The following is a 21,701-nucleotide window of genomic DNA, read 5'->3' as shown; positions in this document are numbered from 1 at the left end:
GTCATGGGGAGCCAGGGCCGCGTGCGGCCGAGAGTCGTCCTCGGCGTCGGTGCCGGCATCGCCGCGTACAAGGCGTGTGAGCTGCTCCGGCTTTTCACCGAGTCCGGGCACGACGTCCGGGTCGTCCCGACCCGCGACGCCCTGCGTTTCGTGGGCGAGCCGACCTGGGCGGCCCTGTCGGGCAACCCCGTGACGAGCGAGGTCTGGGAGTCCGTCCACGAGGTGCCCCACGTCCGCATCGGGCAGGGCGCCGACCTCGTCGTGGTCGCGCCCGCGACCGCCGACATCCTCGCCAAGGCCGCCCACGGGCTCGCCGGCGACCTGCTCACCAACACTCTGCTGACCGCGCGCTGCCCCGTCGTCTTCGCCCCGGCGATGCACACCGAGATGTGGGAGCACCCCGCGACCCGCGCCAACGTCGCGACGCTGCGCGAGCGTGGCTCGGTGGTCGTCGACCCGGCCGTCGGGCGGCTGACCGGCGCCGACACCGGGCCCGGCCGCTTGCCCGACCCCAAGGAGATCTTCGAGGTCTGCCGGGGTGTGCTGTCGGGCCGCGGCCGCGACCTGGCGGGCCGCCGTGTGGTCGTCTCCGCCGGTGGCACCCGCGAGGCCATCGACCCCGTCCGGTTCATCGGCAACCGGTCCTCGGGGCTGCAGGGGTACGCCCTGGCCCGCACCGCCGTCGCGCGCGGGGCCGAGGTCACCCTGGTCTCGGCGAACGTCGCGCTGCCCGACCCCGCGGGGGCGCGGGTGGTGCGGGTGGAGTCGGCGCTCGACATGCGCTCGGCGGTTTTCGAGGCCGCCGAGTCGGCCGACGCCGTGGTCATGGCGGCGGCCGTCGCCGATTTCCGGCCCGTCGCGCGCAGCGACTCCAAGATCAAGAAGACGTCGGCGGGGCCCGAGCCGATCCACCTGACGACGAATCCGGACATCCTGGCCGAGCTGTGCGACCGGCGCAAAGAGGGCCGCAAGCCCGCCCCCGAGGTGATCGCCGGGTTCGCCGCCGAGACCGACGACGTCCTCGCCAACGGCCGTGCCAAGCTGGCCCGCAAGGGCTGCGACCTCCTGGTGGTCAATCAGGTGGGGGAGGGCCTGGCCTTCGGCACCCCCGACAACGCCGCGGTGATCCTCACCGCCGGCGGCGATCCCGTCGAGGTCCCCCGCGGCCCCAAGGAAGCCCTCGCCGACACCATCTGGGACCTGGTCGCCGCCCGCCTGAGCTGATGCGCCGACCTCCACGCCGGCCTGGTCCGACGCGGTGATCTCCGCGCCGGCCCGGGCCGATACGGTCGATCGCCGGCCCCTTCCGCCCGGTTCGCTGCTCGTCCGGTCGTGTCCCCGCCGGTGGGCCAAGTCATGGGCCGGAGGGTGAAAGTCCCGGCCAAGCGCCGTTACCCGGCGTCCCCGGCCGGGGATGTGCCCTACGTTCCTCACTCAGGGAGGCGTCATGGCGCGCGAGATGCCGTGAATGAAGGCGCGGGCCGCGCGACACGCCGTCCTGGCGGGGGATTCGCGGTGCCGGAACGCTTGATGGCGGCTGCCATCCGGCGGATACTCCGAAGAGGAAGCCGGACCGAGGGGACAGTCACATGCCGGTGACCGCCGCCATCAGAGGACGCTGCCGCGCCCTGCTGCCCGAGGGTGACGATATTCACTACGTCTTTCCCGTGGCCCTGGCCGGTTCCGGGGGCGCCACGAACTACATCGTCGTGGTGACCGAGCGATCCGTAACGCTGCTCTCGACCAAGGTCTTCAGCCGCTTCGAGCCCGCCTCGGTGTGGACGACGTACCCGCGACACACCAGGTTGGGGCCGGTGGAGCTGGCTGCCGGGCCCACGATCAGTTTGGGTGGTACGGTTTTCGAGGTCGACGGCGAATACGTCGCTGTGGTCGGGGCGGCGGACGCCGAGGCGTTCTCGCCGGGCGACCTGCCGCGGGATCCGCTCCCCGATCTCTAGTCGTCGGCCACGAACATCCGTCAAGTCGGTTGAGCGGCGGCGCTTCAGGTGGGGCTAGACTCGGCGGAGCGCTTCGGCCGTCTCACGCCCAAGCCACGACGTCAGCAGCCGCTGCATGAGGAGCCACTGAGTTGTCCCGCCGCCTGTTCACCTCCGAGTCGGTCACCGAGGGCCACCCGGACAAGATCGCCGACCAGATCAGCGACGCGATCCTCGACGCCATGCTCAAGGACGATGCCACCAGCCGCGTGGCCGTCGAGACGATGATCACTACCGGCCAGGTACACGTCGCCGGCGAGGTGACGACGGAGACCTACGTCGACATCCCGGGCGTCATCCGCGAGAAGATCCTCGAGATCGGTTACGACGCCTCCCACAAGGGCTTCGACGGCGCCTCCTGCGGCGTGTCGGTGTCCATCGGCGCGCAGTCGCCCGACATCGCCCAGGGCGTCGACGACGCCTACGAGCACCGCGAGGGCGAGGCCGGCGACGAGCTCGACCGTCAGGGCGCCGGCGACCAGGGCCTGATGTTCGGGTACGCATGCCGCGAGACCCCCGAGCTGATGCCGCTGCCGATCACGCTGGCCCACCGCATGGCCCGCCGCCTGTCCGAGGTGCGCAAGAACGGCACGGTTCCCTACCTCCGTCCCGACGGCAAGACCCAGGTCACCATCGAGTACGACGGCGACCGTCCGGTCCGCCTCGACACCGTGGTGGTCTCCACCCAGCACGCTCCCGAGATCGACCTCAAGGAGATGCTGGCCCCCGACATCAAGGAGCACGTCGTCGAGCCCGTGCTCGCCGGCCTCGACATCGAGACCGAGGGCTACCGGCTGCTGGTCAACCCGACCGGGCGGTTCGAGATCGGCGGCCCGATGGGCGACGCGGGCCTGACCGGCCGCAAGATCATCGTGGACACCTACGGCGGCATGGCCCGCCACGGCGGCGGCGCGTTCTCCGGCAAGGACCCCTCCAAGGTCGACCGGTCGGCGGCGTACGCCATGCGGTGGGTCGCCAAGAACGTCGTGGCCGCGGGGCTGGCCGACCGCGCCGAGGTGCAGGTGGCGTACGCCATCGGCAAGGCGCAGCCGGTGGGTGTGTTCGTGGAGACCTTCGGCACCGAGAAGGTCGAGGTGAGCCGGATCCAGGAGGCGATCCTGCAGGTGTTCGACCTGCGCCCGGCCGCGATCATCCGCGACCTCGACCTGCTGCGCCCGATCTACTCCCAGACCGCCGCCTACGGCCACTTCGGCCGCGAGGAGCCGAACTTCTCCTGGGAGCGCACCGACCGCGCCGAACAGCTCCGCCAGGCCGCCGGTCTCTGATCTCCGAGCGACGAGCGCGGCCCGTGTCCCACCACGGGTCGCGCTCTCGCCCGTCCCCGGCGTAGTGAGGCCGGGTGACGATCCGGCGTCGCGGCACGGGGTCGTGCCGCGACGCCGTACGCCGTCCCAGGTCGGCGTCCGTGCGTGCCGTGGTTCGATTCCGGGGTCGCCGGTGCCGTCTGGTAGGACCTAAGCGTGACCCACTCGACCCCTTCCGGCACCGCGTCGCGCCCCTTCCGCCAGGCCGCTCCGGCCGGCGAGGAGCACCCGGCGACGCCCCGTCCGGGGGGAGGACGGCCGGAGCCGGGCGGTGTGACCGGACGGAGCACGCACGTCGCCGGGGGCCTGCCCGCGCCCGTGCAGGGTGTGCTGGTGTCCGTGGACGCGCTCCCCGGGAACGGTAAGGGTGTGGCCACACCCGCGAAGGGCGCCGTGGTGCCGGCCGGGAGCCTGCCGGTGGCCCGCGTCCTCGTCGACAACCCGTTGCCTCACCTCGACCGGCCGTTCGACTACCTCGTTCCCGAGGCGATGGCCGCCGAGGCGGTGCCCGGCTGCCGGGTGAGGGTCCGCTTCGCGGGCAAGCTCGTCGACGGTGTCCTCCTCGAACGGGCCGAGGAGACCGAGCACGAAGGCAGGCTGGCGCCCCTCGAGCGGGTCGTCTCCGCCGAGCCCGTCCTGACACCTGAGGTCGCGGCCCTCTGCCGCGCCGTGGCCGACCGCTACGCCGGCACCATGTCGGACGTCCTCCGCCTCGCCGTACCCCCGCGACACGCCCGGGTGGAAGGGGAGCACCTCAAGGGTTCCGCTTCCCTCTCCGAGGACGAGGGCGTCCAGCCTGCGGTGGGCGGTGTCGCGGAGACGGCGGCCGCCGACGGGGCGGAGCCGGGGGCGGGGGCCGGGGTTGCCGGTGTCGCGGGGAGTTCGGGGGACGGGGCCGGCGCGGACGCCGGGCCGGCTTCCAGGGGGATCTGGGACGAATACCCGACGGGGCCGTCGTTCCTGACCGCACTCGCCGAGGGGCGTGCTCCGCGCGCCGTATGGACCGTTCTCCCCGGCGCCCACGCCGGTGGAGGTGCCGGCGTGGGCGGCCGGGGGCGTCGTGGGGCGGGGGTCGATGGCGCGAGAGGAGACCGGGGCGCGGCCTTCGAGGGCGACGGGGGTCCCGGGTGGGCTGAAGGGATCGCCGTGGCCGTGCGGGCCGCCCTGGCCGGCGGGCGCGGAGCGGTGGTCGTGGTGCCCGACGGCAAGGACGTCGCCCTGCTCGACGCCGCGTCGCACCGGATCCTGGGGGAGGGACGCCACGTCGCCCTCACCGCGGACCTCGGCCCGGCCGAGCGGTACCGCAGGTGGTTGCGGGTGCTGCGGGGGCAGGTGCGGGTAGTGATCGGCACGCGGGCGGCGGCGTTCGCCCCGGTGCGCGACCTCGGGCTCGTGGTGATCTGGGACGACGGCGACGACCTGCACGCCGAGCGGCTGGCGCCGTACCCGCACGCGCGGGAGGTCCTCGGCCTGCGCGCTCAGCAGACCGGCGCGGCGATGCTGATCGCGGGTTACGGCCGCACGGCCGAGGCGACCCGGCTGGTGGCGACCGGGTGGGCGAGGGCGATCGTGGCGCCCAGGGAGGTCCTGCGGAGGTACGTGCCGCGTGTCCGGCCGGCGGGCGACGACGCCGACCTGGCCAGGGACGAGGCGGCGCGGGCGGCCCGGCTGCCCAGCGTGGCCTGGGCGGCGCTGAAGCACGGCCTCGCCAGTGGGCCCGTCCTCGTCCAGGTGCCCCGTCGTGGCTACCTGCCCGCGCTCGCCTGCCAGACATGCCGCGCCCCGGCCCGTTGCGTCCAGTCCCCACCCGGCGCCCCGGACCCCGGCTCCCTCGAACACCCCCTCTCCTCGCACGGCGATCCGCGGAGGACCGCCCGGTCGGCGGGGTACGGCGATCACCTGGGGCACGGTGTCCCCGAGTACGGCGACTCGCGGGGGGCCGGCCGGTACGAGGGGTACGGCGATCAGCCGGGTACCGGGGGGAGACCCGGAGGCTTTCAGGCCGCGGCTCCAGTGGGCGGCGAGGGATACCTCGCCGTGTCCGGGCGGCCGGCCGGGCACGCGGAGGGCGGCCCGGTGGCCGGGGGGCCGTTGTGCGGGGGGCCGCTGGCGCTGCGGAACGGGCACGCGGCGCCCTACTGCCGGTGGTGCGGCCGCATCGCGGGAACCTGGCGCTGTCAGATGTGCGGCGGCAACCGGATGCGGGCGGTCGTGGTCGGCGCCCGGCGCACCGCGGAGGAGCTCGGGCGGGCGTTCCCGTCGGTCCGGGTGAAGACCTCCGGGCGCGAGGGCGTCCTCGCCACGGTCGGCTCCGCGCCCGCTCTGGTGGTGGCCACGCCGGGTGCCGAGCCGGTGGCCGACGGCGGGTACGCCGCCGCCGTCCTGCTCGACGGCTGGGCCCTTCTCGGCCGCGCCGACCTGCGCGCGTCGGAGGAGACGCTACGCCGCTGGATGAACGCCGCCGCGCTGCTCCGCCCGGCCGCCGAGCTGGTGGTGCTCGCCGACTCCTCGGTCCCGGCGGTCCAGGCGCTGCTGCGGTGGGATCCCGTCACCCACGCCGAGCGCGAGCTGGCCGAAAGGGCGACGCTGGGGTTCCCGCCCGCCGTCCACATGGCCACGCTCACCGGCCCCGCCGCGGCGGTGCGGGAGATGGCGGCGGACCTCAGGCTTCCCGAGGGCGCCCAGATACTCGGCCCGGTGCCCCTGGAGACGCCGCGTCCCATGGCGGGCGAGGCGGAGGAACGGCTGATGGTCCGCGTGCCGCGCGCCGACGGCGGCGCGCTGGCGCGGGCGCTGAAGGGCGCGGCGGGGGTGAGGTCCGCGCGAAAGGCTCCCGATATGGTCCGGGTGTGCATGGACCCCATCGACCTGATCTGAACCGCTGACGAGGCACGGCCGGCCGCCGGGTGCACGCAGTGCGGCGGCCAGGGCGGCGTCGTGGCGGGGGCCGGGGTTTCGGGCGGGGTGAATTCAAGGGGACGGACGAGGGCTTTTCTGGGCGGTTTATGGATATTTGGGGTCAGGGTGGTTCTTGGGACTGTATGGGGACTGTTGCTCTGATCTGGGCGCACGTCGCCGATTCGCGGGGCCCCAAGTAAGCCGTTAGTTTCTCCCTGTGTCGATCGAATGGGTGAACGGGGCCATCGAGGAGATCCGGGCGTGGGGGCGCTCGAAGAACGTCGCGGTCGACGTCGACGAGATCCGGCTCCTGTGCGACTACGCCAGTGACTACCTCGACGTCGGCGAGTTGTCCGACTTCACGCCCGGCACGTTCGAGCAACTCCTGCTCGACATCTACCCCCGGAAGGTGATCGCGCCGCCGGAGAGCGCGGCCGAGACCGTCGCCGCGGCCCGTACGCTGGTCGAGTTCCTGCTGGAGAGCGGTGAGATCGGCACCAAGATGGCGGACCGCATGCGGGTGAAGATCGACGAGATCGCGCCCGAGATGCCGGCGGCCCTGGCCGACACCTCCAAGTTCGGCATGGCGAAGAGCATCTTCGGCGCGATGGGGGCGGACGCCCTCGAGGAGGGCCTGCCGCAGATGCCGGCCGGCGATTCGTCCCGCCTCCCCGGCGACTCCGGGGCGCGGACGCCGCACCGGCCGGCCTCCGGTGACCTCGCGACGCCGTCCCGCCGCCACGACACCGGTGACGAGCAGTGCGACTGCCCCGTGTGCGCGCCGCTGCCCGCCGTACGGCTGGCGCCCGCCGAGCAGATCGCGCGGGCCGTCCGCGAGGTGGCCCTGCTCCAGGACGCCCACCGCCTGGTGGCCTGGATGGCCGAGGGCGGGCGCACCCCCACGGTGCGCGGCCGGCTGCGCGTCAAGGACGCCAAGCTCGCCGTCCGCGAGCTCGGCCTCGCCACTCCCGCCCTCGCCTGGGAGCTGGCGACCTTCGTCGGCCTGACCGAGGCGCCGCGCCCGCTGGAATCCCTCGACGACGCCGAGCTGCTCGAGCTGTGGGCCGGCACGGTGTCGTTCCTCACCGGCCCGCCCGAGGCGTCCGTGACCGGCTCGGCCGAGCTCGACCGCGAGCTGTACGCCGTCCACGACATGCTCTACCGGCTGCAGACCCCGCTGGCCGTCCTGGAGATCCGCGAGTACCTCGACGAGGTGTGGTCCGGCGACGACCCCGACGGCGGCGAGACCGACCTCGAGGACGCCGTCGACGCCCTCGCCCGCTGCGGCACGGTCGAGAGGCTGGACGACATCGTCCGGCTGACCCCGCACGGCCTGTGGGGCCTGCGCGAGACTTACACGCGGATGGGCCACACCGCGCCCGTCGCGCCCGACCCGGCCGAGGGCGACGCCGAGGCCCTCATCTCGGGCCTGCTCGACGGGGTGCCGGCCGAGCAGGCCGAACGCGACATCGCCTCCTGGCTGGAGCGCCGCACACCGGAGCAGGCCGCCGGGGAGCTGCTGGAGGCCGTGCGGGGCGGCACCGCGGTGAGCCGCGGCGTCGCGGTGACGATCGTCGACCGGATCGGTCCCGGCGCGGCCCCGGCGATGCGGCCGTTCCTCGACGACCCCGAGCTGCGCCCCCACGTCGTCCACTGGCTGAACTCCCACGGCCTCGGCGCGCCCGCGCTCACGCCCGAGGAGGTCCTGTGGATGAGCGTCGACATGCTCGCCCTGGCCCTGCCGGGCGCCGAGGACGACCCCGAGGAGCTCGCCGAGAACCTCGCCGCCGCAGGGCCTCCGGTCCACGTCATCGAGGAGATGTGGCGGGTCGAACACCCCGACGTCGCCGAGGTGCTCGATCTCCTCGGCCGCCATCTGCCCGACCGCGAGCTCGCCAAGGCCGCCCGCAAGGCGGCCTTCAAGGCGCGCTCGCGTGGCATACATTGACGCCTTGGGAGCAACGTCCCGGAGTCCGTCATCGGGTGTGGCTCCTGTGGAGTAAGTTGCCTGAATGGCCAACAGTGGGAACGGCGGCATCTTCGATCTTGGAGAGCTGCGCAACCTCATCGACGAGCTTGGAAGCGTGTCCGGCGAGGAGCGCGAGGCGCTGCTCTCCGAGATGGCGGGCGGTGACGACGATTGCGACTGCGGTGACTGCGACAGCGAGGTGCTGAGCTTCCCGCCCGTGGAGGTCGCCCCCGCGGGCGAGCTCGCGGCCACGGTCCTGTCGGTGCCGCTGGTCCGCGACGCCCGCCGCCTGGCGGAGTGGACCGGTGCCCGCGAGGTCACCGCCGAAGGGCTGCTGCCTCCGGCCGACGCCGAGAAGGCCGTCCGGGAGCTCGGGCTGAAGCCCGATCGGCTGCGCCTGGTGTGGATCGTCGCGGTCAACAGCGGCCTGTTGCGCATCACCCGCGAGGGCGCCTCCCCCGGGCCGGGGTTGCCGGCCGACCTGATGGAGTTCTGGGACGGCGTGGTGATGGACGTGCTCGACCGCACCGAGGAGGGCCTGACGGGGTCCGCGGTGGCCGACGAGCACCTCACCGAGATGCTCGCCACGATCTACGCCACCAGCGACGGCATCACCTATTCGGCGCTGGTCGAGGGCATGCTGCAGGCCCACGAGATCGGCTGCGAGGCCCGCGCGTCCGAGATGCGGCGGCTGCGCGAGGAGCTCCCCGGCGAGCTCGACGCGGCCCTCGACCTCCTGTCGTACTGCGGGCTGTTCGAGCGCACCGCCGACGGCGTGCGGCTGACGCCGCTCGGTGTGTGGGCCGTCCGGCAGGATCTGCTGCGCGAGGGCCATGACGCGCCGCTGCTGGCGGAGGTCGCCGGGTACGCCGACCTGAGCGCCGCCGAGCTGGTCGACGCCATGCTGTCGGGCGAGGCACCCTCCAGCGCGCCCATGCTGTGGGTGGAGCGCCGCGTCGCCGAGGACGCCGCCCGCGAGCTGATCAAGGTGGCGGCCTCCGGCACAGCCGGGCAGCGCGGGGTGATCGGCACGATCCTGGAGGAGATGGGCCCCGAGGCCGAGCCGGCCATGCGGGAGGCCCTCGCCGAGCCCACGATGTGGCGCCACGCGGCGGTCTGGCTCGGCGTCCGCGACCTGGAGGCGCCGGCGCTCACCGAGGACGACGGCACCTGGCTCGCCGTCGACACGCTCGCCACCCTGCTGCACATCCCGGACGCCCGCGAGGCCATGGCGGAGTTCGAGGCCCTGGAGGCCGGGGACGAGCTGCTCCGCCTGGTCGAGGAGATCAGCCGCAGCAGCCACCCCGACGCCATCGCCGTCCTCGACCTGCTCGGCGCCGACCACCCCGATCCCAAGGTCGCCAAGGCCGCCCGCAAGGCCGCCATGAAGGCCCGTTCCCGCTGACCCCGGCCGGGGCGCCGCGCGGCGTCGTGATCGGTAAACGGGGTGTCCGCCGCGCGCCATAAACTAGGGACACCTTCAATTCGTGACGTGAACGGAGTCGTCCGTGGCAATTCAGTCGATCCGCCTGTTCGGCGATCCGGTGCTGCGCACCCCCGCGGAACCGGTGAAGGATTTCGACAAGGAGCTCCGCAAGCTCGTCAAGGACCTCACCGACACCATGATGGACGCGCCGGGGGCGGGGCTCGCCGCGCCGCAGATCGGCGTCGGCCTGCGCGTGTTCACCTACTACGTCGACGAGACCCTCGGCCACCTGGTGAACCCGACCCTCGACCTGTCCGACGACATGGACGAAGAGGGCGAGGAGGGCTGCCTGTCCTTCCCGGGGCTCGCCTTCCCGACGCCACGCGCGATCCGCGCCGTCGCCAAGGGCTTCGACATGCACGGTGAGCCGGTCACGATCGAAGGCACCGACCTGCTGGCGCGCTGCGTGCAGCACGAGACCGACCACCTCGACGGGGTGCTGTTCATCGACCGCATGGACCCCAAGCAGCGCAAGCTCGCGATGAAGGCGATCCGTGAGGCCGAGTGGAGCGGCCTGGCGGCCCCCGCGGTGAAGTTCTCCCCGCACGCCACTCAAGGGAAGGCTCTCTAAGACCGTGCGCCTCGTCTTCGCCGGAACCCCGGAGACCGCCCTGCCGTCGCTTCGGGCGCTGCTCGACTCGCCGCGGCACGAGGTGGTGGCCGTGGTGACCCGGCCGGACGCCCAGTCGGGGCGGGGACGCAAGGTCCACCCGAGCCCCGTGGCCGAGCTGGCCGAGTCCGCGGGCGTCGAGGTGCTGCGTCCGGCCAAGGCGGGCGACCCGGAGTTCCTGGCCAGGCTGAAGGCCATCGACCCCGACTGCTGCCCCGTCGTGGCCTACGGCGCGCTGCTGCCGCAGTCGGCGCTCGACATCCCGCGCTTCGGCTGGGTGAACCTCCACTTCTCGCTGCTGCCCGCGTGGCGGGGCGCCGCCCCGGTGCAGCATGCCGTGCTCCACGGTGACGAGATCACCGGCGCGGCGACGTTCCAGATCGTCAAGGAGCTCGACGCCGGGCCGGTCTACGGCGTGGTCACCGAGGAGATCCGCCCCACCGACACCAGCGGTGAGCTGCTCGCCCGTCTCGCCGAGTCCGGCGCGGGGCTGCTCGCGGCCACCCTCGACGGCATCGAGGACGGCACCCTGCAGGCGCGCCCGCAGCCCGCCGAGGGCGTCAGCCTCGCCCCCAAGCTCGACGTCGGCGACGCCCGCGTCGACTGGACGGCCCCGGCCATGCGCGTCGACCGGCTCGTGCGGGCCTGTACGCCCGCGCCGGGCGCCTGGTCGGAGTTCCGGGGCCAGCGGCTCAAGCTCGGCCCCGTACGGCCCGCCCAGGACGCCGAAACGCTCGTCCCGGGCGCGGGCGGGCTCGGGCCCGGCGAGATCGCGGTCGCCAAGAACGTCGTCCTGGTCGGCACGGCGAGCCACCCGGTGCAGCTCGGCGAGGTGCAGCCGGAGGGCAAGCGGCGGATGACCGCCGGCGAGTGGGCGCGCGGCGTCCGCCCGGCCGGGGACGACCGGCTCGGCTGACCGGCCGCGGCGCGGGCTCCGAGGCCCCGCGCACACACGAACGGCGGGGCCTCGACGGGGCCGCGCGGATACGACGGCGGGGCCTCGACGGGGCCGCGCACACACGACGGCGGGGCCTCCAACGAGGGGGCCGCGCATGATGACGGCGGCCTTTCGCCGGAAGGCGCGCAAACGACGATCACGCGGGCCGTGCGCGGCATCGCGACCATGACGGGGGAGATGTGAGGCAGGGCGAGGGACGCCGGGGCGGGGCCGGGCGGCCGGGCGGTGCGGGGCGCGGCCGGGGCGGGAGGCCGAAGCCGGCTCGCGACGAGGCGCGCAACGTCGCCTATGACCTGCTGCGGGCCGTCGACGAGCGCGACGCCTACGCCAACCTGCTGATGCCGACCCTGCTGCGCGAGCGCGGGATCGGCGGGCGCGACGCCGCCCTGGCCACCGAGCTGGCCTACGGCACGCTGCGCGGCCTCGGCACCTACGACGAGATCATCGCCGCGTGCAGCGACCGGCCGCCGGAGGAGATCGACCCGCCGCTGCTCGACGCGATCCGCCTCGGTGTCCACCAGCTCCTCAGGACCCGGGTGCCCGCCCACGCCGCCGTCAGCGCCACCGTCGACCTCGTACGGCTGCGGGTCGGCACCGGCGCGTCGAAGTTCGCCAACGCCATCCTGCGCAAGGTGGCGACCCGCGGCTACGACCAGTGGCTGCCCATCGTGGCGCCGGCGCTCGGCGACGACCCCGTCGGCCATCTCGCCGTCGCCCACAGCCACCCCCGATGGATCACCTCCGCGCTGCGCGACGCCGTCGGCGGTGATCTGGAGGAGACCGCCGCCCTGCTCGCCGCCGACAACGAGCGTCCCGGCGTCACGCTGGTCGCCTGGCCGGGGCGCAGCACGGTCGGCGAGCTGGTCGAGGCGGGAGCCGTGGCCGCGCGGTACTCCCCGTACGCCGCCTACCTTCCCGAGGGCGACCCCGCGTCGGTCGAGGCGGTGGCGCAGGGGAGGGCCGCCGTCCAGGACGAGGCGAGCCAGCTGGTCGCCCTGGCCTTGACCCGGGTGCCCGTCGAGGGCGACGACCGGCTGTGGCTCGACATGTGCGCCGGTCCCGGCGGCAAGGCGGGCCTGCTCGACGCGCTCGCCGCCCAGCACGACCGCCGCCTGCTCGCCGCCGACCAGCGTTTCCACCGCGCGCGGCTGGTCTGGCGGGCGACCCGTAAGGCGGGGGTGATCACCGCCGACGGCACCGAGCCGGCGTGGCGGGAGGGCGTGTTCGACCGGGTCCTGGTGGACGCGCCGTGCACCGGGCTCGGCGCCCTGCGCCGCCGTCCGGAGGCCCGCTGGCGGCGTTCCCCTGAGAGCGTCCCCGAGCTCGGGGCCCTGCAGCGCCGCCTGCTCGGCACGGCCCTGGACGCCGCGCGCCCGGGCGGCGTCGTGGCGTACGTGACGTGCTCGCCGCACCTGGCCGAGACCCGGACCGTGGTCGCCGACGTCGTCGGGCGCCGCGGCGACGCCGAGACCCTCGACGCCCGCGACCACCTCCCCGAGGTCGACCACCTCGGTGACGGCCCGTACGCCCAGTTCTGGCCGCACCGGCACGGCACCGACGCGATGTTCCTGGCCCTGCTCCGCAAGCGGTCCTAGCGAGGGCGACATGGAGGGACGAACGGGGCGGAAAACCGCATGCGGTTCGTCCCGTCTTCCTGGTATCCCACGTGTCATGGAAGATCTCACGACCGAGCGGCTCGTCCTCCACCTGATGACCGTCGCCGAGGCCGAGCGGACCGTCGCCCGCGAGCCGGGGGACGGCGACCTGTGGGCGCCCGAGTACCCCACGGACGGTGACGTGAAGGACGCGGCGGACTTTCTGAAGCACTGCGCCACCGCCGGCGACCCGGGGCCGTTCGGCGTCTACGAGATCCGCCGCCGCGAGGACGGGTACGTCATCGGGGGCCTGGGCTTCCACAGGCCCCCGGACGAGCAGGGCACCGTCACGATCGGGTACGGCCTGGTGCCGTCCGTACGGGGCAGGGGATACGCCTCCGAGGCGCTGCGCCGGTTGCTGGAGTTCGCCCGGGCCAACGGCGTCACGTGCGTGAAGGGCGACGCCGACCTCGGCAACGTCGCCTCCCAGCGCGTCATGCTGGCCGCCGGCATGCGCTTCGTCGGCGAGGACCACCGGGTGAAGTACTACGAGACCGACTGGGCGCACACGGCCAGGTGACCGCGCGGAGGGCGGCGGGGCCGCACGTGAACGGCTCCGGGGACCGCGTCAGCCGCTGATCGCGGCGGCCACCAGGGGGTGGAGCCGCGCGGCGACGCGGTCGAGGGCTCGGCCAGGACCACCAAGGTCGTGCTGCGACGCGATCCGCTCACGGCGTGAGACGCGCCTCCGGCGTCCGGACGGGATGCGCTGGACAGGTAATTAGCAAATTGCCATAATGCCTTTGTGCTTGAAGCCGATCTTGCCAAGGCGCTGGCCAACGAGAAGCGGTTGCTGATCCTTTCGTGGCTGCGCGACCCCGAGCGGCACTTCCCGCCCCAGCGCGACGGCGACCTGGTGCGCGACGGGGTCTGCTCGCTGTTCATCGCCGAGAAGCTCGGGGTGAGCCAGCCGACCTGCGGGGAGCATCTGAAGGTGCTCGGCCAGGCCGGGCTGCTGCGCAGCAAGAAGATCAAGCAGTGGGTGTTCTACCAGCGCGACGAAGAGCGCATAGCGGCGGCCAAGGAGGCGTTGAGCGGTGACTGGTGACCACGAGGCCGTGCCGGAGGTCCACGAGCGGCTGATCAAGGACCTTGACGCCGCCGGGGCGCGGTACCGGCTGATCGACCACGAGCCGGAAGGCCGCACCGATCTGGTCAGCGCGATGCGCGGGAACCCGGTCGGCCAGGCCGCCAAGTGCCTGATCGTGATGGTCAAGATCGGCAAGAAGACCACCCGGTACGTCCTCGCCGTGGTCGCCGGTAACGCCCGCCTCGACCTGGAGGCCGTCAAGGCGCTGTTCGGCGGGACGTACGCGTCCTTCGCCGCCAAGGAGAAGGCGGAGGCGCTGGCGGGCAGTGTGAGCGGCACCGTGCTGCCGTTCAGCTACCACCCCGACCTGGAGCTGGTCGCCGACCCCGGTCTGCTGGCCTCCCCGGAGCTGTTCTTCAACGCCGCCCGCCTGGACCGCTCGATGGCGCTGGCCACCGAGGATTACATCCGGGTCGCCGACCCGAAGATCGCGCCCATCGCCACATCCGCCTCCTGACCCCGCAGACCGCCGTCGCCGCCCTGGGGGCCGCCGGGCGGCGACGGCCTTACTCTCACGCCTCCCGGCGCCGGACCTGCGGGCGGTCGTGCTCAGGTGGCCCCGGCGGAGTCCGAGGCCCGGGCGAGGCGAACCAGTTCGGCGGCGGCGCCGGACAGGCGCGTACGCCCCCGCCACACCGCCCGCAGCGGCCTGCGCAGGTCGAGATCGGGAACGGGTACCTCGACCAGGCGCCCCTCGCGCAGCTCGGAGGCGACGGTCAGCACGCTGAGCACCGCCGGGGCGACGCCCGCCTCCACCGCCACCTTCACCGCGGCGTTGGACGACAGCTCCAAGGCGGGCGCGGCGACGTCCCGCCCGGCCAGGAGGCGGTCGAGGGCGAGGCGGGTGCCCGAGCCGAGCTCCCGCACCACCAGCGGGGTGGCGGCCAGGTCCGCGAACGCCAGGGGCGCGCGACGGCGCGCCCACGGGTGCCGGGGCGCGACCACCACGACGAGCCGGTCCTGGGCGACGCGCCGGGACGCCAGGCCCTGCGGGATGGACGGCGACTCGACGAACCCCACGTCGATGTCGCCGTCCTGTGCCATCCGACACACCACACCCGAGTTGACCACACGCAACCCCACCTCCACCTCGGGCAGGGCGCGGCGCAGCGCCGCGAGCCAGCCCGGCATGAGGTACTCGGCGACGGTCATGCTCGCCGCCACCCGTACCGAGGCGTCGCGCTGCCGGCGCAGTGCCCGCACCCCGGCGACCAGGTCGTCCGCCGCCGCCAGGGCCGAGCGGGCCCAGTCGACGACGACCCGGCCCTGCGGGGTGAGCCGCGAGCCGGTGGTGGAGCGGTGCAGCAGGGGGACGCCGAGCTCCCGCTCCAGCGTGTCGAGCCGGCGGCTCGCCGAGGCCTGGGTGATGCCGTGGAGCTTGGCCGCCTTACCGAGGCTGCCCTGCTCGGCGACGAGGAGCAGCAGTTCGAGGCTCGCCAGATCGGGCCAGCGTGGGGTCATGCACCAACCGTATGAGCCGTTGCGGAATCGGCGGCTACCGGGGTGCCCGGCGCCTCGGGACGATCGATCGCATGACAGGCTCCACACCGCCGGCCCGCCGGCGCGACCGCGGCACCGGACCATCCACCCCACGAACCCGCGGGAAGGGGTGGGGGATCAGGCCGTCCGCTTCTCCGGCCCGCCCGGAGGGGCGTCGCCTGGCACCGTCCATTCCGCCGGCCCGCCGGGGTGATCACGGCATCGGGTCGTCCACCCCTCGGGCCCGCCGGGAGGGGCGTGGGGCCGGGGCGTCCGCTTCTCTGAACGGCCGCGGCATGCCGTCGTTCGGTCCGGTGGTCGTCGAAGCGATCGCGCCGTGACGCGGGTCACCGGCCCGGCGCGCGCCGCGACCGCCGGCTCCGTCCTGCCCGGGCTGCTGGTGGCCGCCGCCGGCGTCGCCGTGGCCACCGCGGTCAACGCGCTGCTGCCCGCCGTGAGCCCGCTGATGGCCGCCATCGTCCTGGGCGCCCTGATGGGCAACCTCGCACCCGGCGTGACGGCCCTGCGGCCGGGCCTGGCGTTCGCCGCCCGGCGGTTGCTCCGGCTCGGTGTGGTGCTGCTCGGCGCGCAACTGGCCGTGCCCGACGTCCTCGCGCTCGGCCTCCCGGTGCTGCTGCTGGTCCTGCTGACCGTCACCGTCACCTTCGCCGGCACGTGGTGGCTCGGCCGCCGGCTCGGGCTCGGCGGCGGACTGTCGCTGCTCGTCGCCACCGGCTTCTCCATCTGCGGCGCGGCGGCCGTCGCCGCCATGGAGGGGGTGGCCGGCGGCGAGGAGGAGGACGTCATGACCGCCGTCGCGCTGGTCACCCTGTACGGCTCCCTCGCGCTCGCCGTCCTGCCGCTGGCGCAGGCCTTCCTCCACCTTTCCCCCGAGGGCTTCGGCATCTGGGCCGGCGCGAGCGTGCACGAGGTGGCGCAGGTGGTGGCCGTGGCCCAGACGGCCGGCTCCGCCGCGCTGACGGCGGCCGTGGTCGTGAAGCTGACCAGGGTGGTCCTGCTGGCGCCGCTCATCGCGGGTGTCGGCCTGTGGCGGCGCCGCACCGCCGCGCCGGGCACAGGTGGCAAGCCGCCCGTGGTGCCCCTCTTCGTCGGCGGCTTTCTCGCCATGGTCGTGCTGCGCAGCCTCGGCACCGTGCCGGTCGCCCTGCTGGCGCCGCTGAAGACGGCGGAGACCCTGCTGTTCGGCGCCGCGCTGTTCGCGATGGGGTCGGCGGTCAGGCTGCGCGCGCTGCTGCGCACCGGCCGCCGGGCCGTCGCCCTCGGCGCCCTGTCATCGGCGCTCATCGCGGCGGTCGCCCTCGCCGGCGTGACCACCCTGACGCCGTAGCGCGAGGGCCGCTCCCGCCAAGGTGACCACGGCCAGCAGCCAGAACGCCGCCGGGTAGCCGAGGCGCGCGGCGAGCAGGGCCCCGGCCGCCGGTGCGAGGGCGGTGGCGAGGCCCGCCGGTGCGGTGGCGAGGGCGTTGAGGGTGGCGAAGTGGCGCACCCCCCACCGGTCGCTGACAGCGGTGGCCTGGAGCAGGGTGTAGACGCCCCGAACGGCGCCCGCCGCGACCACCACGGCGATCAGCAGCGGAAACGGGTCGTCGATCGCGGCGAGCGCGGCGACGGCGCCCGCGCCGGCGGCCAGTACGGCGGCGGCACGCCCCCGCGGGCCGGTCCTGCGGGTGAGCCAGGGGTAGCCGAGCCGCCCGAGGAGTTGCCCCACGCCGCACAGGCCGAGGGCGACGGCGGCGGTGGTCGTGTCCGTCCCGCGGGCGACGAGCAGGGGGACCAGGTTGGTCGTGGCGGCGTAGAGGCCGAGCGCGCCGAGCCCCAGCGCGGCGGCCAGGAGCAGGAACGGCGGGCTCGACGCCACTTCGCGGATGTGCGCCACGTCCCGCACGCGTGACCGGGCCGGCCGGGCGGGCCAGGGCGGAGTCAGGCAGAAGGCGTGCAGCGGGAGGGTCACGGCCGCGAGGAGCACGGCCAGCGCCAGGTAGGCGGATCGCCAGCCCAGATGGGTCACTAGGAGAGCGGTCAGCGGGGCGTACACGGTGCTGGCCAGCCCGCCGGCCAGCGACAGGGTGGTGAGGGGACGGATGCGGTCGGGACCGTACCACGTGGTGATCGCGGCGAAGGCCGGCGGGTACAGCAGCATCGACTGCGCCAGGCCGGTCAGCACCCAGGCGGCGACGAACCAGGGCAGTCCCGGCGCGGTGGCCACCGCGACGAGCCCGGCGGTGCCCAGTATCGACCCGATGGTCATCACCGTGCGCGGGCCGCGGCGGTCCAGCATCCGTCCGACCGGCGTGCTCGCCACCGCGCTGGTGACCAGCCCGGCCGAGAACGCACTCATGGCCGCCGCCGTCGACCAGCCGGTGTCACGTGTCACTTCGTCGAGCGCCACGGGGAAGGAGTAGTAGAGGACTCCCCAGCTGGTGATCTCGGTGGCGCACAGGGCGACGAGAGCCCGCCGTAGCTCAGGCCGGGGGGCGGCGTGCGTGTCGTCGGCCTTCAGGTCGGGCGGCCGGGCGGGGCGGATGTCAGGCATGTCCCCTACGCTTTCACTATAGTGAAATTGTCTATTATTATAGTGTAATATGGATCTTCTGGCGCTGGGAAGGCGCATCCAGGAGCTGCGGCATGGCCGCTCGCTCACGCTTCAGCAGCTGGCCGACGCGGCCGACGTGAGCGTGAGCATGCTCTCCTCCGTCGAGCGCGGTCAGAAGGCCCCCACGATCGTCGTGCTCTCCCGGGTCGCCGACGGGCTCGGCGTCTCCCTCGCCCAGCTCGTCGCCCGGCCCGACGACCAGCGCGTCATCGTGCGCCGCGCCGCCGAGCAGGACGTCGTCCACGAACCCGGAGGGTGGCGGCGGACGGTCCTCACGCCCGTCGTGCCCGGGGTCAACTTCGAGTGGATCCGCTCCACGCTGCCACCGCACTTCGACGCCGGGCGATACCCGGCCTACGCGCCCGGCTCCCACGAGTACGTCGTCGTCGAGTCGGGAACCCTCCGCCTGACCGTCGGGGAGACGACCCTGCTGCTCGGCGAGGGGGATTCGGTCTACTTCGCCGCCGACGCCGTCCACGCCTACGCCAACGACGGCGACGTCCCCTGCACGTACTCCATCGCGGCGCTGATCATGCGGACCAGAGCGGCGGCACCGCCTCGGGTGTGACCGAGATCACGACAACCCTGCGGCCTTCGTGGGACTCCAACCAGGCGTACGGATCGATCTCCTGGGAGGAACCCTTGCGCATCGTCATGACGGCCGCCGCCGCCGCCCTCGCGCTCGGCGGACTGGCCGTCGCGCCGGCCTCGGCCGCGGGTCGGGCGGGATCGGAGAGCCAGGTCGCCTACGGGGTGGCCCGGCCTGGTGCGGCGGGTGGCCTGACGGTCAGTGTGCGAAGCGCCGCCTTCGGCACCGCCGATCGGTTCGCCGCGTACTGGCTGGGCGCCGTCCGGCCCGCGAAGACCCTCAAGCTCACCTTCGGCTCCTCCGTCGACTACCGGCGCATCACCACGGCGTGCGACCTGAAGGAGACCGAGGGGCACGTCAACATGGACGGTGTGCGCCTGGGCGCCACCCGCTGCCACGCCTCCGACCTCACCGACACGCTGAAGCTCGGCGCCCTCCCCGTCCGCGTGGCCTACGACCCGGCGACCGGCGCGGTCTCGCAGGTCCGCGAGCTGCTCGCCTTCGTGGAGCGCCCCAAGCTGCTCACCTCGTTCGCCCAGGTCACGGGCTTCACCGCCAGTTCCCTGACCGTGCAGCCCACCACGGTGAACAAGAAGACGGCGGGCAGCCCGCTGAGGATCGACTACACCGAGGGCATGACGTTCTACCGCACCTCCGCGACCTGCTCGGGCAACGGCGGCGTGCTGGGCGACGTCAGCAAGGCGGACAAGAACGGCCTCGGCACCACGCGCTGCACCCCGCTCGACATGTACGCCGCCCTGAAGAGGCTCAAGCGCACCGGACACGACCGCGCCAACTGGATCAAGGTCGTCTTCGACCCGGCCGGCCCGATGGCCGTCAAGGTCTACGAGACCGCCCGCTGACGAAACGCTTCCGCCGGCGGCGAGGTCAGGGCCGCCTGACGCACAGGGCGAGCCGGGTACGGTCGCGAAGGCCGAGCTCGCGCAGCATGCGCCCTCGGCCCCGTCCCGGAGCCGGGCCGCTGACGGGTGTGCCGGGCGGTTCCCCGGAAAGCGGGGCCCTAGACTGGCGGCATCATGGCCGTACAGATCTCACCAAGCATCCTGACCGCTGATTTCGCGCGGCTGGCCGACGTCGCCGCCAAGGTCGCGGGCGTCGCCGACTGGCTGCACGTCGACGTCATGGACAACCACTTCGTGCCCAACCTCACCCTCGGGCTGCCGGTGGTCGAGTCGCTGCTGAAGGCGACCGAGCTTCCGCTCGACTGCCACCTCATGATCGAGGACCCCGACCGCTGGGCGCCGGCGTACGCCGAGGCCGGGGCGGGCAGCGTCACGATCCACGCCGAGGCCGCCAAGGCCCCGGTGCGCACGCTGCGTCAGATCCGTGCGGCGGGGGCCAGGGCCGGCTTCGCGCTGAGCCCCGCCACCGCCGTCCAGGACTACGAGGATCTGCTCGGCGAGATCGACATGCTCCTGGTGATGACGGTGGAGCCGGGGTTCGGCGGGCAGTCCTTCCTCGACATCATGCTCCCCAAGATCCGCAGGGCGCGTGAGCTGATCACCAAGCATGGTGGCGAGATCTGGCTCCAGGTCGACGGCGGGGTCTCGGCCAAGACCATCGAGCGGTGCGCCGAGGCCGGCGCCGACGTCTTCGTCGCCGGCAACGCCGTCTACGGCGCCGACGACCCGGCCCGCGCCGTCCAGGATCTCAGGGCCCAGGCCGAGCGCGCCTGGAGCTGACGGACGGGCGCGGGAGCCGGGTCAGTCGTCGGCCGTCAGGCCGGTGGCGATCCTGACGAGCAGCCGTTCGATGGCCTTCTCCGTGCCGATCTTCTTGGCGTACGGAGGGCTGAGCATGATCTCCACCCGCCGGTCGTCGCCCAGGCTCATGAAGAGGGAAGGGGTGCCGGCGCCGCCGTCCTCGCCGACCCACTGCCGCCGCACCCAGCCGGTTCCCTGCCCGAAGATCTTCTTGGTCGCTTCGCTCCGGTCCTTCCAGAACCGGTCCGCCTCGTGGACGGCGTCGCCTTCGTACACGTAGATCTCCACGCGGTAGCCGTCCTGCTGCTTCCGCTGCGGTTCCACGCGGTCGCGTACTTGTCGCCCAGGTCCATCGGCCGCCGCCGGGCACGGTTGATGAAGGTGTTGCCGATGATGCGCCGGACGTAGGGCTCGGGGTCGTCCACGAGCCGGATCCGATCCCGGCTCCGGTGGGCGCGTTCGAGCGCCGTCTGCACCAGGTCTTCGGCGTCCTCGACCCCCGCCCGCACGTCTCTGTAGGGACGGCGAGGTCAGGACAGGCCGCCCGTGGCCCTGATGTTCTGGCCGGTGATCCAGTGGCCGTCGGGGCCGGCCAGGAAGGCGACGACGTCGGCGATGTCGGAGGGACGTCCGAGGCGGCGCAGCGGGGTGATGGAGGCGACCATGGTGAGGGCCTCCTCGGGGTTGGTGCCGCGCAGCAGGTCGGTGTCGGTGGCGCCGGGGGAGACGGTGTTCACGGTGATGCCGCGCGGCCCCAGCTCCTGCGCCACCGCGGCGGTCAGCTGCTCGATCGCCCCCTTGCTCGCCATGTAGGGCGCGATGCCCGGCGCCGCGCGCAGGGTGTTGAGCGTGGAGATGTTGACGATGCGGCCGCCGTCGGGCATGAGCCGGGCGGCGTGCCGCATGGTGAGGAAGGTCGCCCTGGCGTTGACCGCCATGACGCGGTCGAACAGCTCCTCGTCGGTCTCGGCGATCGGCGCGGGGGTGAAGCTCGCGGCGGCGTTGTTGACCAGGATGTCCACCGCCCCGAGCCGCTCCTCGGCGGTCTCCATCAGCCGCTCGGCGGCGCCCGGCTCGCCGAGGTCGGCCCGGACGGCGTACGCGGTGCCGCCCGCGCCGGCCACGGCCTTCTCCACCTCGGCCGCCGCCTCGGCGTCGCGCGCGTAGCCGAACACCACCTCGGCGCCGTCGCGCGCGAGCCGTTCGACGATGGCCCGGCCGATCCCGCGGGATCCTCCGGTCACCACGGCCTTCTTGCCGCCCAGCACTGTCACTTGCGACCTCCACCGGTTGACGGGACGCTCCCA

The 21,701-nt window shown here is 73.7% G+C and carries 20 protein-coding genes and 1 pseudogene; 16 read left to right on the top strand and 5 right to left on the bottom strand.

Annotation, left to right across the window (positions count from 1 at the left end; all coding sequences use genetic code 11):
• Positions 1-3 precede the first annotated feature (3 nt).
• The 12 genes from coaBC (at position 4) to KIK05_RS26905 (ending at position 14,445) form a co-directional block, all read left to right on the top strand.
• Positions 4-1,224, top strand: a complete 1,221-nt coding sequence (gene coaBC / locus KIK05_RS26960; protein WP_214413649.1) for a bifunctional phosphopantothenoylcysteine decarboxylase/phosphopantothenate--cysteine ligase CoaBC — start codon at positions 4-6, stop codon at positions 1,222-1,224.
• A 365-nt stretch (positions 1,225-1,589) separates the two neighbouring features.
• Positions 1,590-1,958 carry a hypothetical protein gene (locus KIK05_RS26955; RefSeq protein ID WP_214413648.1) on the top strand — a complete coding sequence of 123 codons (369 nt, stop codon included), beginning with the start codon at positions 1,590-1,592 and terminating at the stop codon, positions 1,956-1,958.
• Between the two features lie 131 nt (positions 1,959-2,089).
• A complete protein-coding gene (gene metK / locus KIK05_RS26950; RefSeq protein WP_214413647.1) occupies positions 2,090-3,283 on the top strand; it encodes a methionine adenosyltransferase in 1,194 nt (397 codons plus the stop codon).
• A 378-nt stretch (positions 3,284-3,661) separates the two neighbouring features.
• Entirely contained in the window at positions 3,662-6,199 is a 2,538-nt protein-coding gene (locus tag KIK05_RS26945; RefSeq protein ID WP_308250149.1) for a primosomal protein N', read from the top strand.
• A gap of 238 nt (positions 6,200-6,437) precedes the next feature.
• A complete protein-coding gene (locus tag KIK05_RS26940; RefSeq protein WP_214413646.1) occupies positions 6,438-8,168 on the top strand; it encodes a hypothetical protein in 1,731 nt (576 codons plus the stop codon).
• A gap of 64 nt (positions 8,169-8,232) precedes the next feature.
• The gene (locus tag KIK05_RS26935) at positions 8,233-9,594 is read left to right on the top strand and encodes a hypothetical protein (RefSeq protein WP_214413645.1); all 1,362 of its coding nucleotides are present in this window, start codon (positions 8,233-8,235) and stop codon (positions 9,592-9,594) included.
• Positions 9,595-9,697: 103 nt separating this feature from the next.
• The gene (def, locus tag KIK05_RS26930; RefSeq protein ID WP_214413644.1) at positions 9,698-10,246 is read left to right on the top strand and encodes a peptide deformylase; all 549 of its coding nucleotides are present in this window, start codon (positions 9,698-9,700) and stop codon (positions 10,244-10,246) included.
• A gap of 4 nt (positions 10,247-10,250) precedes the next feature.
• Positions 10,251-11,201 (top strand): methionyl-tRNA formyltransferase, encoded by a 951-nt coding sequence (gene fmt / locus KIK05_RS26925; protein WP_214413643.1) that lies wholly within the window; start codon positions 10,251-10,253, stop codon positions 11,199-11,201.
• A 221-nt stretch (positions 11,202-11,422) separates the two neighbouring features.
• A complete protein-coding gene (locus KIK05_RS26920; protein ID WP_214413642.1) occupies positions 11,423-12,838 on the top strand; it encodes an RsmB/NOP family class I SAM-dependent RNA methyltransferase in 1,416 nt (471 codons plus the stop codon).
• Between the two features lie 76 nt (positions 12,839-12,914).
• Positions 12,915-13,418 (top strand): GNAT family N-acetyltransferase, encoded by a 504-nt coding sequence (locus KIK05_RS26915; protein WP_214413641.1) that lies wholly within the window; start codon positions 12,915-12,917, stop codon positions 13,416-13,418.
• Positions 13,419-13,643: 225 nt separating this feature from the next.
• Complete coding sequence (locus tag KIK05_RS26910; protein ID WP_214413640.1) at positions 13,644-13,946, top strand: ArsR/SmtB family transcription factor; 303 nt, start codon at positions 13,644-13,646, stop codon at positions 13,944-13,946.
• Positions 13,936-14,445 carry a YbaK/EbsC family protein gene (locus KIK05_RS26905; protein ID WP_214413639.1) on the top strand — a complete coding sequence of 170 codons (510 nt, stop codon included), beginning with the start codon at positions 13,936-13,938 and terminating at the stop codon, positions 14,443-14,445. Before KIK05_RS26910 ends, KIK05_RS26905 begins: the two co-directional genes overlap by 11 nt.
• 92 nt (positions 14,446-14,537) lie before the next feature.
• Here the strand turns inward: KIK05_RS26905 and KIK05_RS26900 are convergent, their stop codons facing one another.
• Positions 14,538-15,449, bottom strand: coding sequence for a LysR family transcriptional regulator (locus tag KIK05_RS26900; protein ID WP_214413638.1), 912 nt, complete (start codon positions 15,447-15,449; stop codon positions 14,538-14,540).
• A gap of 355 nt (positions 15,450-15,804) precedes the next feature.
• Here KIK05_RS26900 and KIK05_RS26895 point away from each other — a divergent pair, with 355 nt between their 5' ends.
• The gene (locus tag KIK05_RS26895; RefSeq protein WP_214413637.1) at positions 15,805-16,815 is read left to right on the top strand and encodes a YeiH family protein; all 1,011 of its coding nucleotides are present in this window, start codon (positions 15,805-15,807) and stop codon (positions 16,813-16,815) included.
• On the opposite strand, the gene KIK05_RS26890 is transcribed toward KIK05_RS26895, so the two are convergent.
• Complete coding sequence (locus KIK05_RS26890) at positions 16,759-18,021, bottom strand: MFS transporter (RefSeq protein WP_214413636.1); 1,263 nt, start codon at positions 18,019-18,021, stop codon at positions 16,759-16,761. The genes KIK05_RS26895 and KIK05_RS26890 overlap by 57 nt on opposite strands.
• 49 nt (positions 18,022-18,070) lie before the next feature.
• Between KIK05_RS26890 and KIK05_RS26885 the strand changes: the two genes are divergently transcribed.
• The 3 genes from KIK05_RS26885 (at position 18,071) to rpe (ending at position 20,373) form a co-directional block, all read left to right on the top strand.
• The gene (locus tag KIK05_RS26885; protein ID WP_214413635.1) at positions 18,071-18,649 is read left to right on the top strand and encodes a helix-turn-helix domain-containing protein; all 579 of its coding nucleotides are present in this window, start codon (positions 18,071-18,073) and stop codon (positions 18,647-18,649) included.
• Positions 18,646-19,533 (top strand): hypothetical protein, encoded by an 888-nt coding sequence (locus KIK05_RS26880; RefSeq protein ID WP_214413634.1) that lies wholly within the window; start codon positions 18,646-18,648, stop codon positions 19,531-19,533. Before KIK05_RS26885 ends, KIK05_RS26880 begins: the two co-directional genes overlap by 4 nt.
• A gap of 174 nt (positions 19,534-19,707) precedes the next feature.
• Positions 19,708-20,373 (top strand): ribulose-phosphate 3-epimerase, encoded by a 666-nt coding sequence (rpe, locus tag KIK05_RS26875; protein WP_214413633.1) that lies wholly within the window; start codon positions 19,708-19,710, stop codon positions 20,371-20,373.
• A gap of 21 nt (positions 20,374-20,394) precedes the next feature.
• Here rpe and KIK05_RS49045 read toward each other — a convergent pair whose 3' ends face one another.
• The 3 genes and pseudogenes from KIK05_RS49045 to KIK05_RS26865 all read right to left on the bottom strand — a co-directional run bounded on the left by KIK05_RS49045 (position 20,395) and on the right by KIK05_RS26865 (position 21,668).
• Positions 20,395-20,718, bottom strand: coding sequence for a hypothetical protein (locus KIK05_RS49045; protein WP_308250150.1), 324 nt, complete (start codon positions 20,716-20,718; stop codon positions 20,395-20,397).
• Positions 20,719-20,762: 44 nt separating this feature from the next.
• Positions 20,763-20,903 (bottom strand): annotated as a pseudogene (locus KIK05_RS49040) (sigma factor); the annotation flags it as partial.
• Positions 20,904-20,924: 21 nt separating this feature from the next.
• Positions 20,925-21,668, bottom strand: a complete 744-nt coding sequence (locus KIK05_RS26865) for a glucose 1-dehydrogenase (protein WP_308250133.1) — start codon at positions 21,666-21,668, stop codon at positions 20,925-20,927.
• Positions 21,669-21,701 lie beyond the last annotated feature (33 nt).

Origin of the sequence: Sphaerisporangium fuscum (assembly GCF_018531465.1) — a bacterium.
Taxonomy (GTDB): Bacteria; Actinomycetota; Actinomycetes; order Streptosporangiales; family Streptosporangiaceae; genus Sphaerisporangium; species Sphaerisporangium fuscum.
This window is presented reverse-complemented; position numbering and strand designations above follow the sequence as displayed.

Coding starts and splice junctions, on each gene's coding strand:
- KIK05_RS26935 (WP_214413645.1), top strand. CDS start 8,233: ATGGCCAACAGTGGGAACGGCGGCATCTTCGATCTTGGAGAGCTGCGC.
- KIK05_RS26890 (WP_214413636.1), bottom strand. CDS start 18,021: ATGCCTGACATCCGCCCCGCCCGGCCGCCCGACCTGAAGGCCGACGAC.
- KIK05_RS26900 (WP_214413638.1), bottom strand. CDS start 15,449: ATGACCCCACGCTGGCCCGATCTGGCGAGCCTCGAACTGCTGCTCCTC.
- KIK05_RS26955 (WP_214413648.1), top strand. CDS start 1,590: ATGCCGGTGACCGCCGCCATCAGAGGACGCTGCCGCGCCCTGCTGCCC.
- coaBC (WP_214413649.1), top strand. CDS start 4: ATGGGGAGCCAGGGCCGCGTGCGGCCGAGAGTCGTCCTCGGCGTCGGT.
- KIK05_RS26885 (WP_214413635.1), top strand. CDS start 18,071: ATGGATCTTCTGGCGCTGGGAAGGCGCATCCAGGAGCTGCGGCATGGC.
- rpe (WP_214413633.1), top strand. CDS start 19,708: ATGGCCGTACAGATCTCACCAAGCATCCTGACCGCTGATTTCGCGCGG.
- KIK05_RS26915 (WP_214413641.1), top strand. CDS start 12,915: ATGGAAGATCTCACGACCGAGCGGCTCGTCCTCCACCTGATGACCGTC.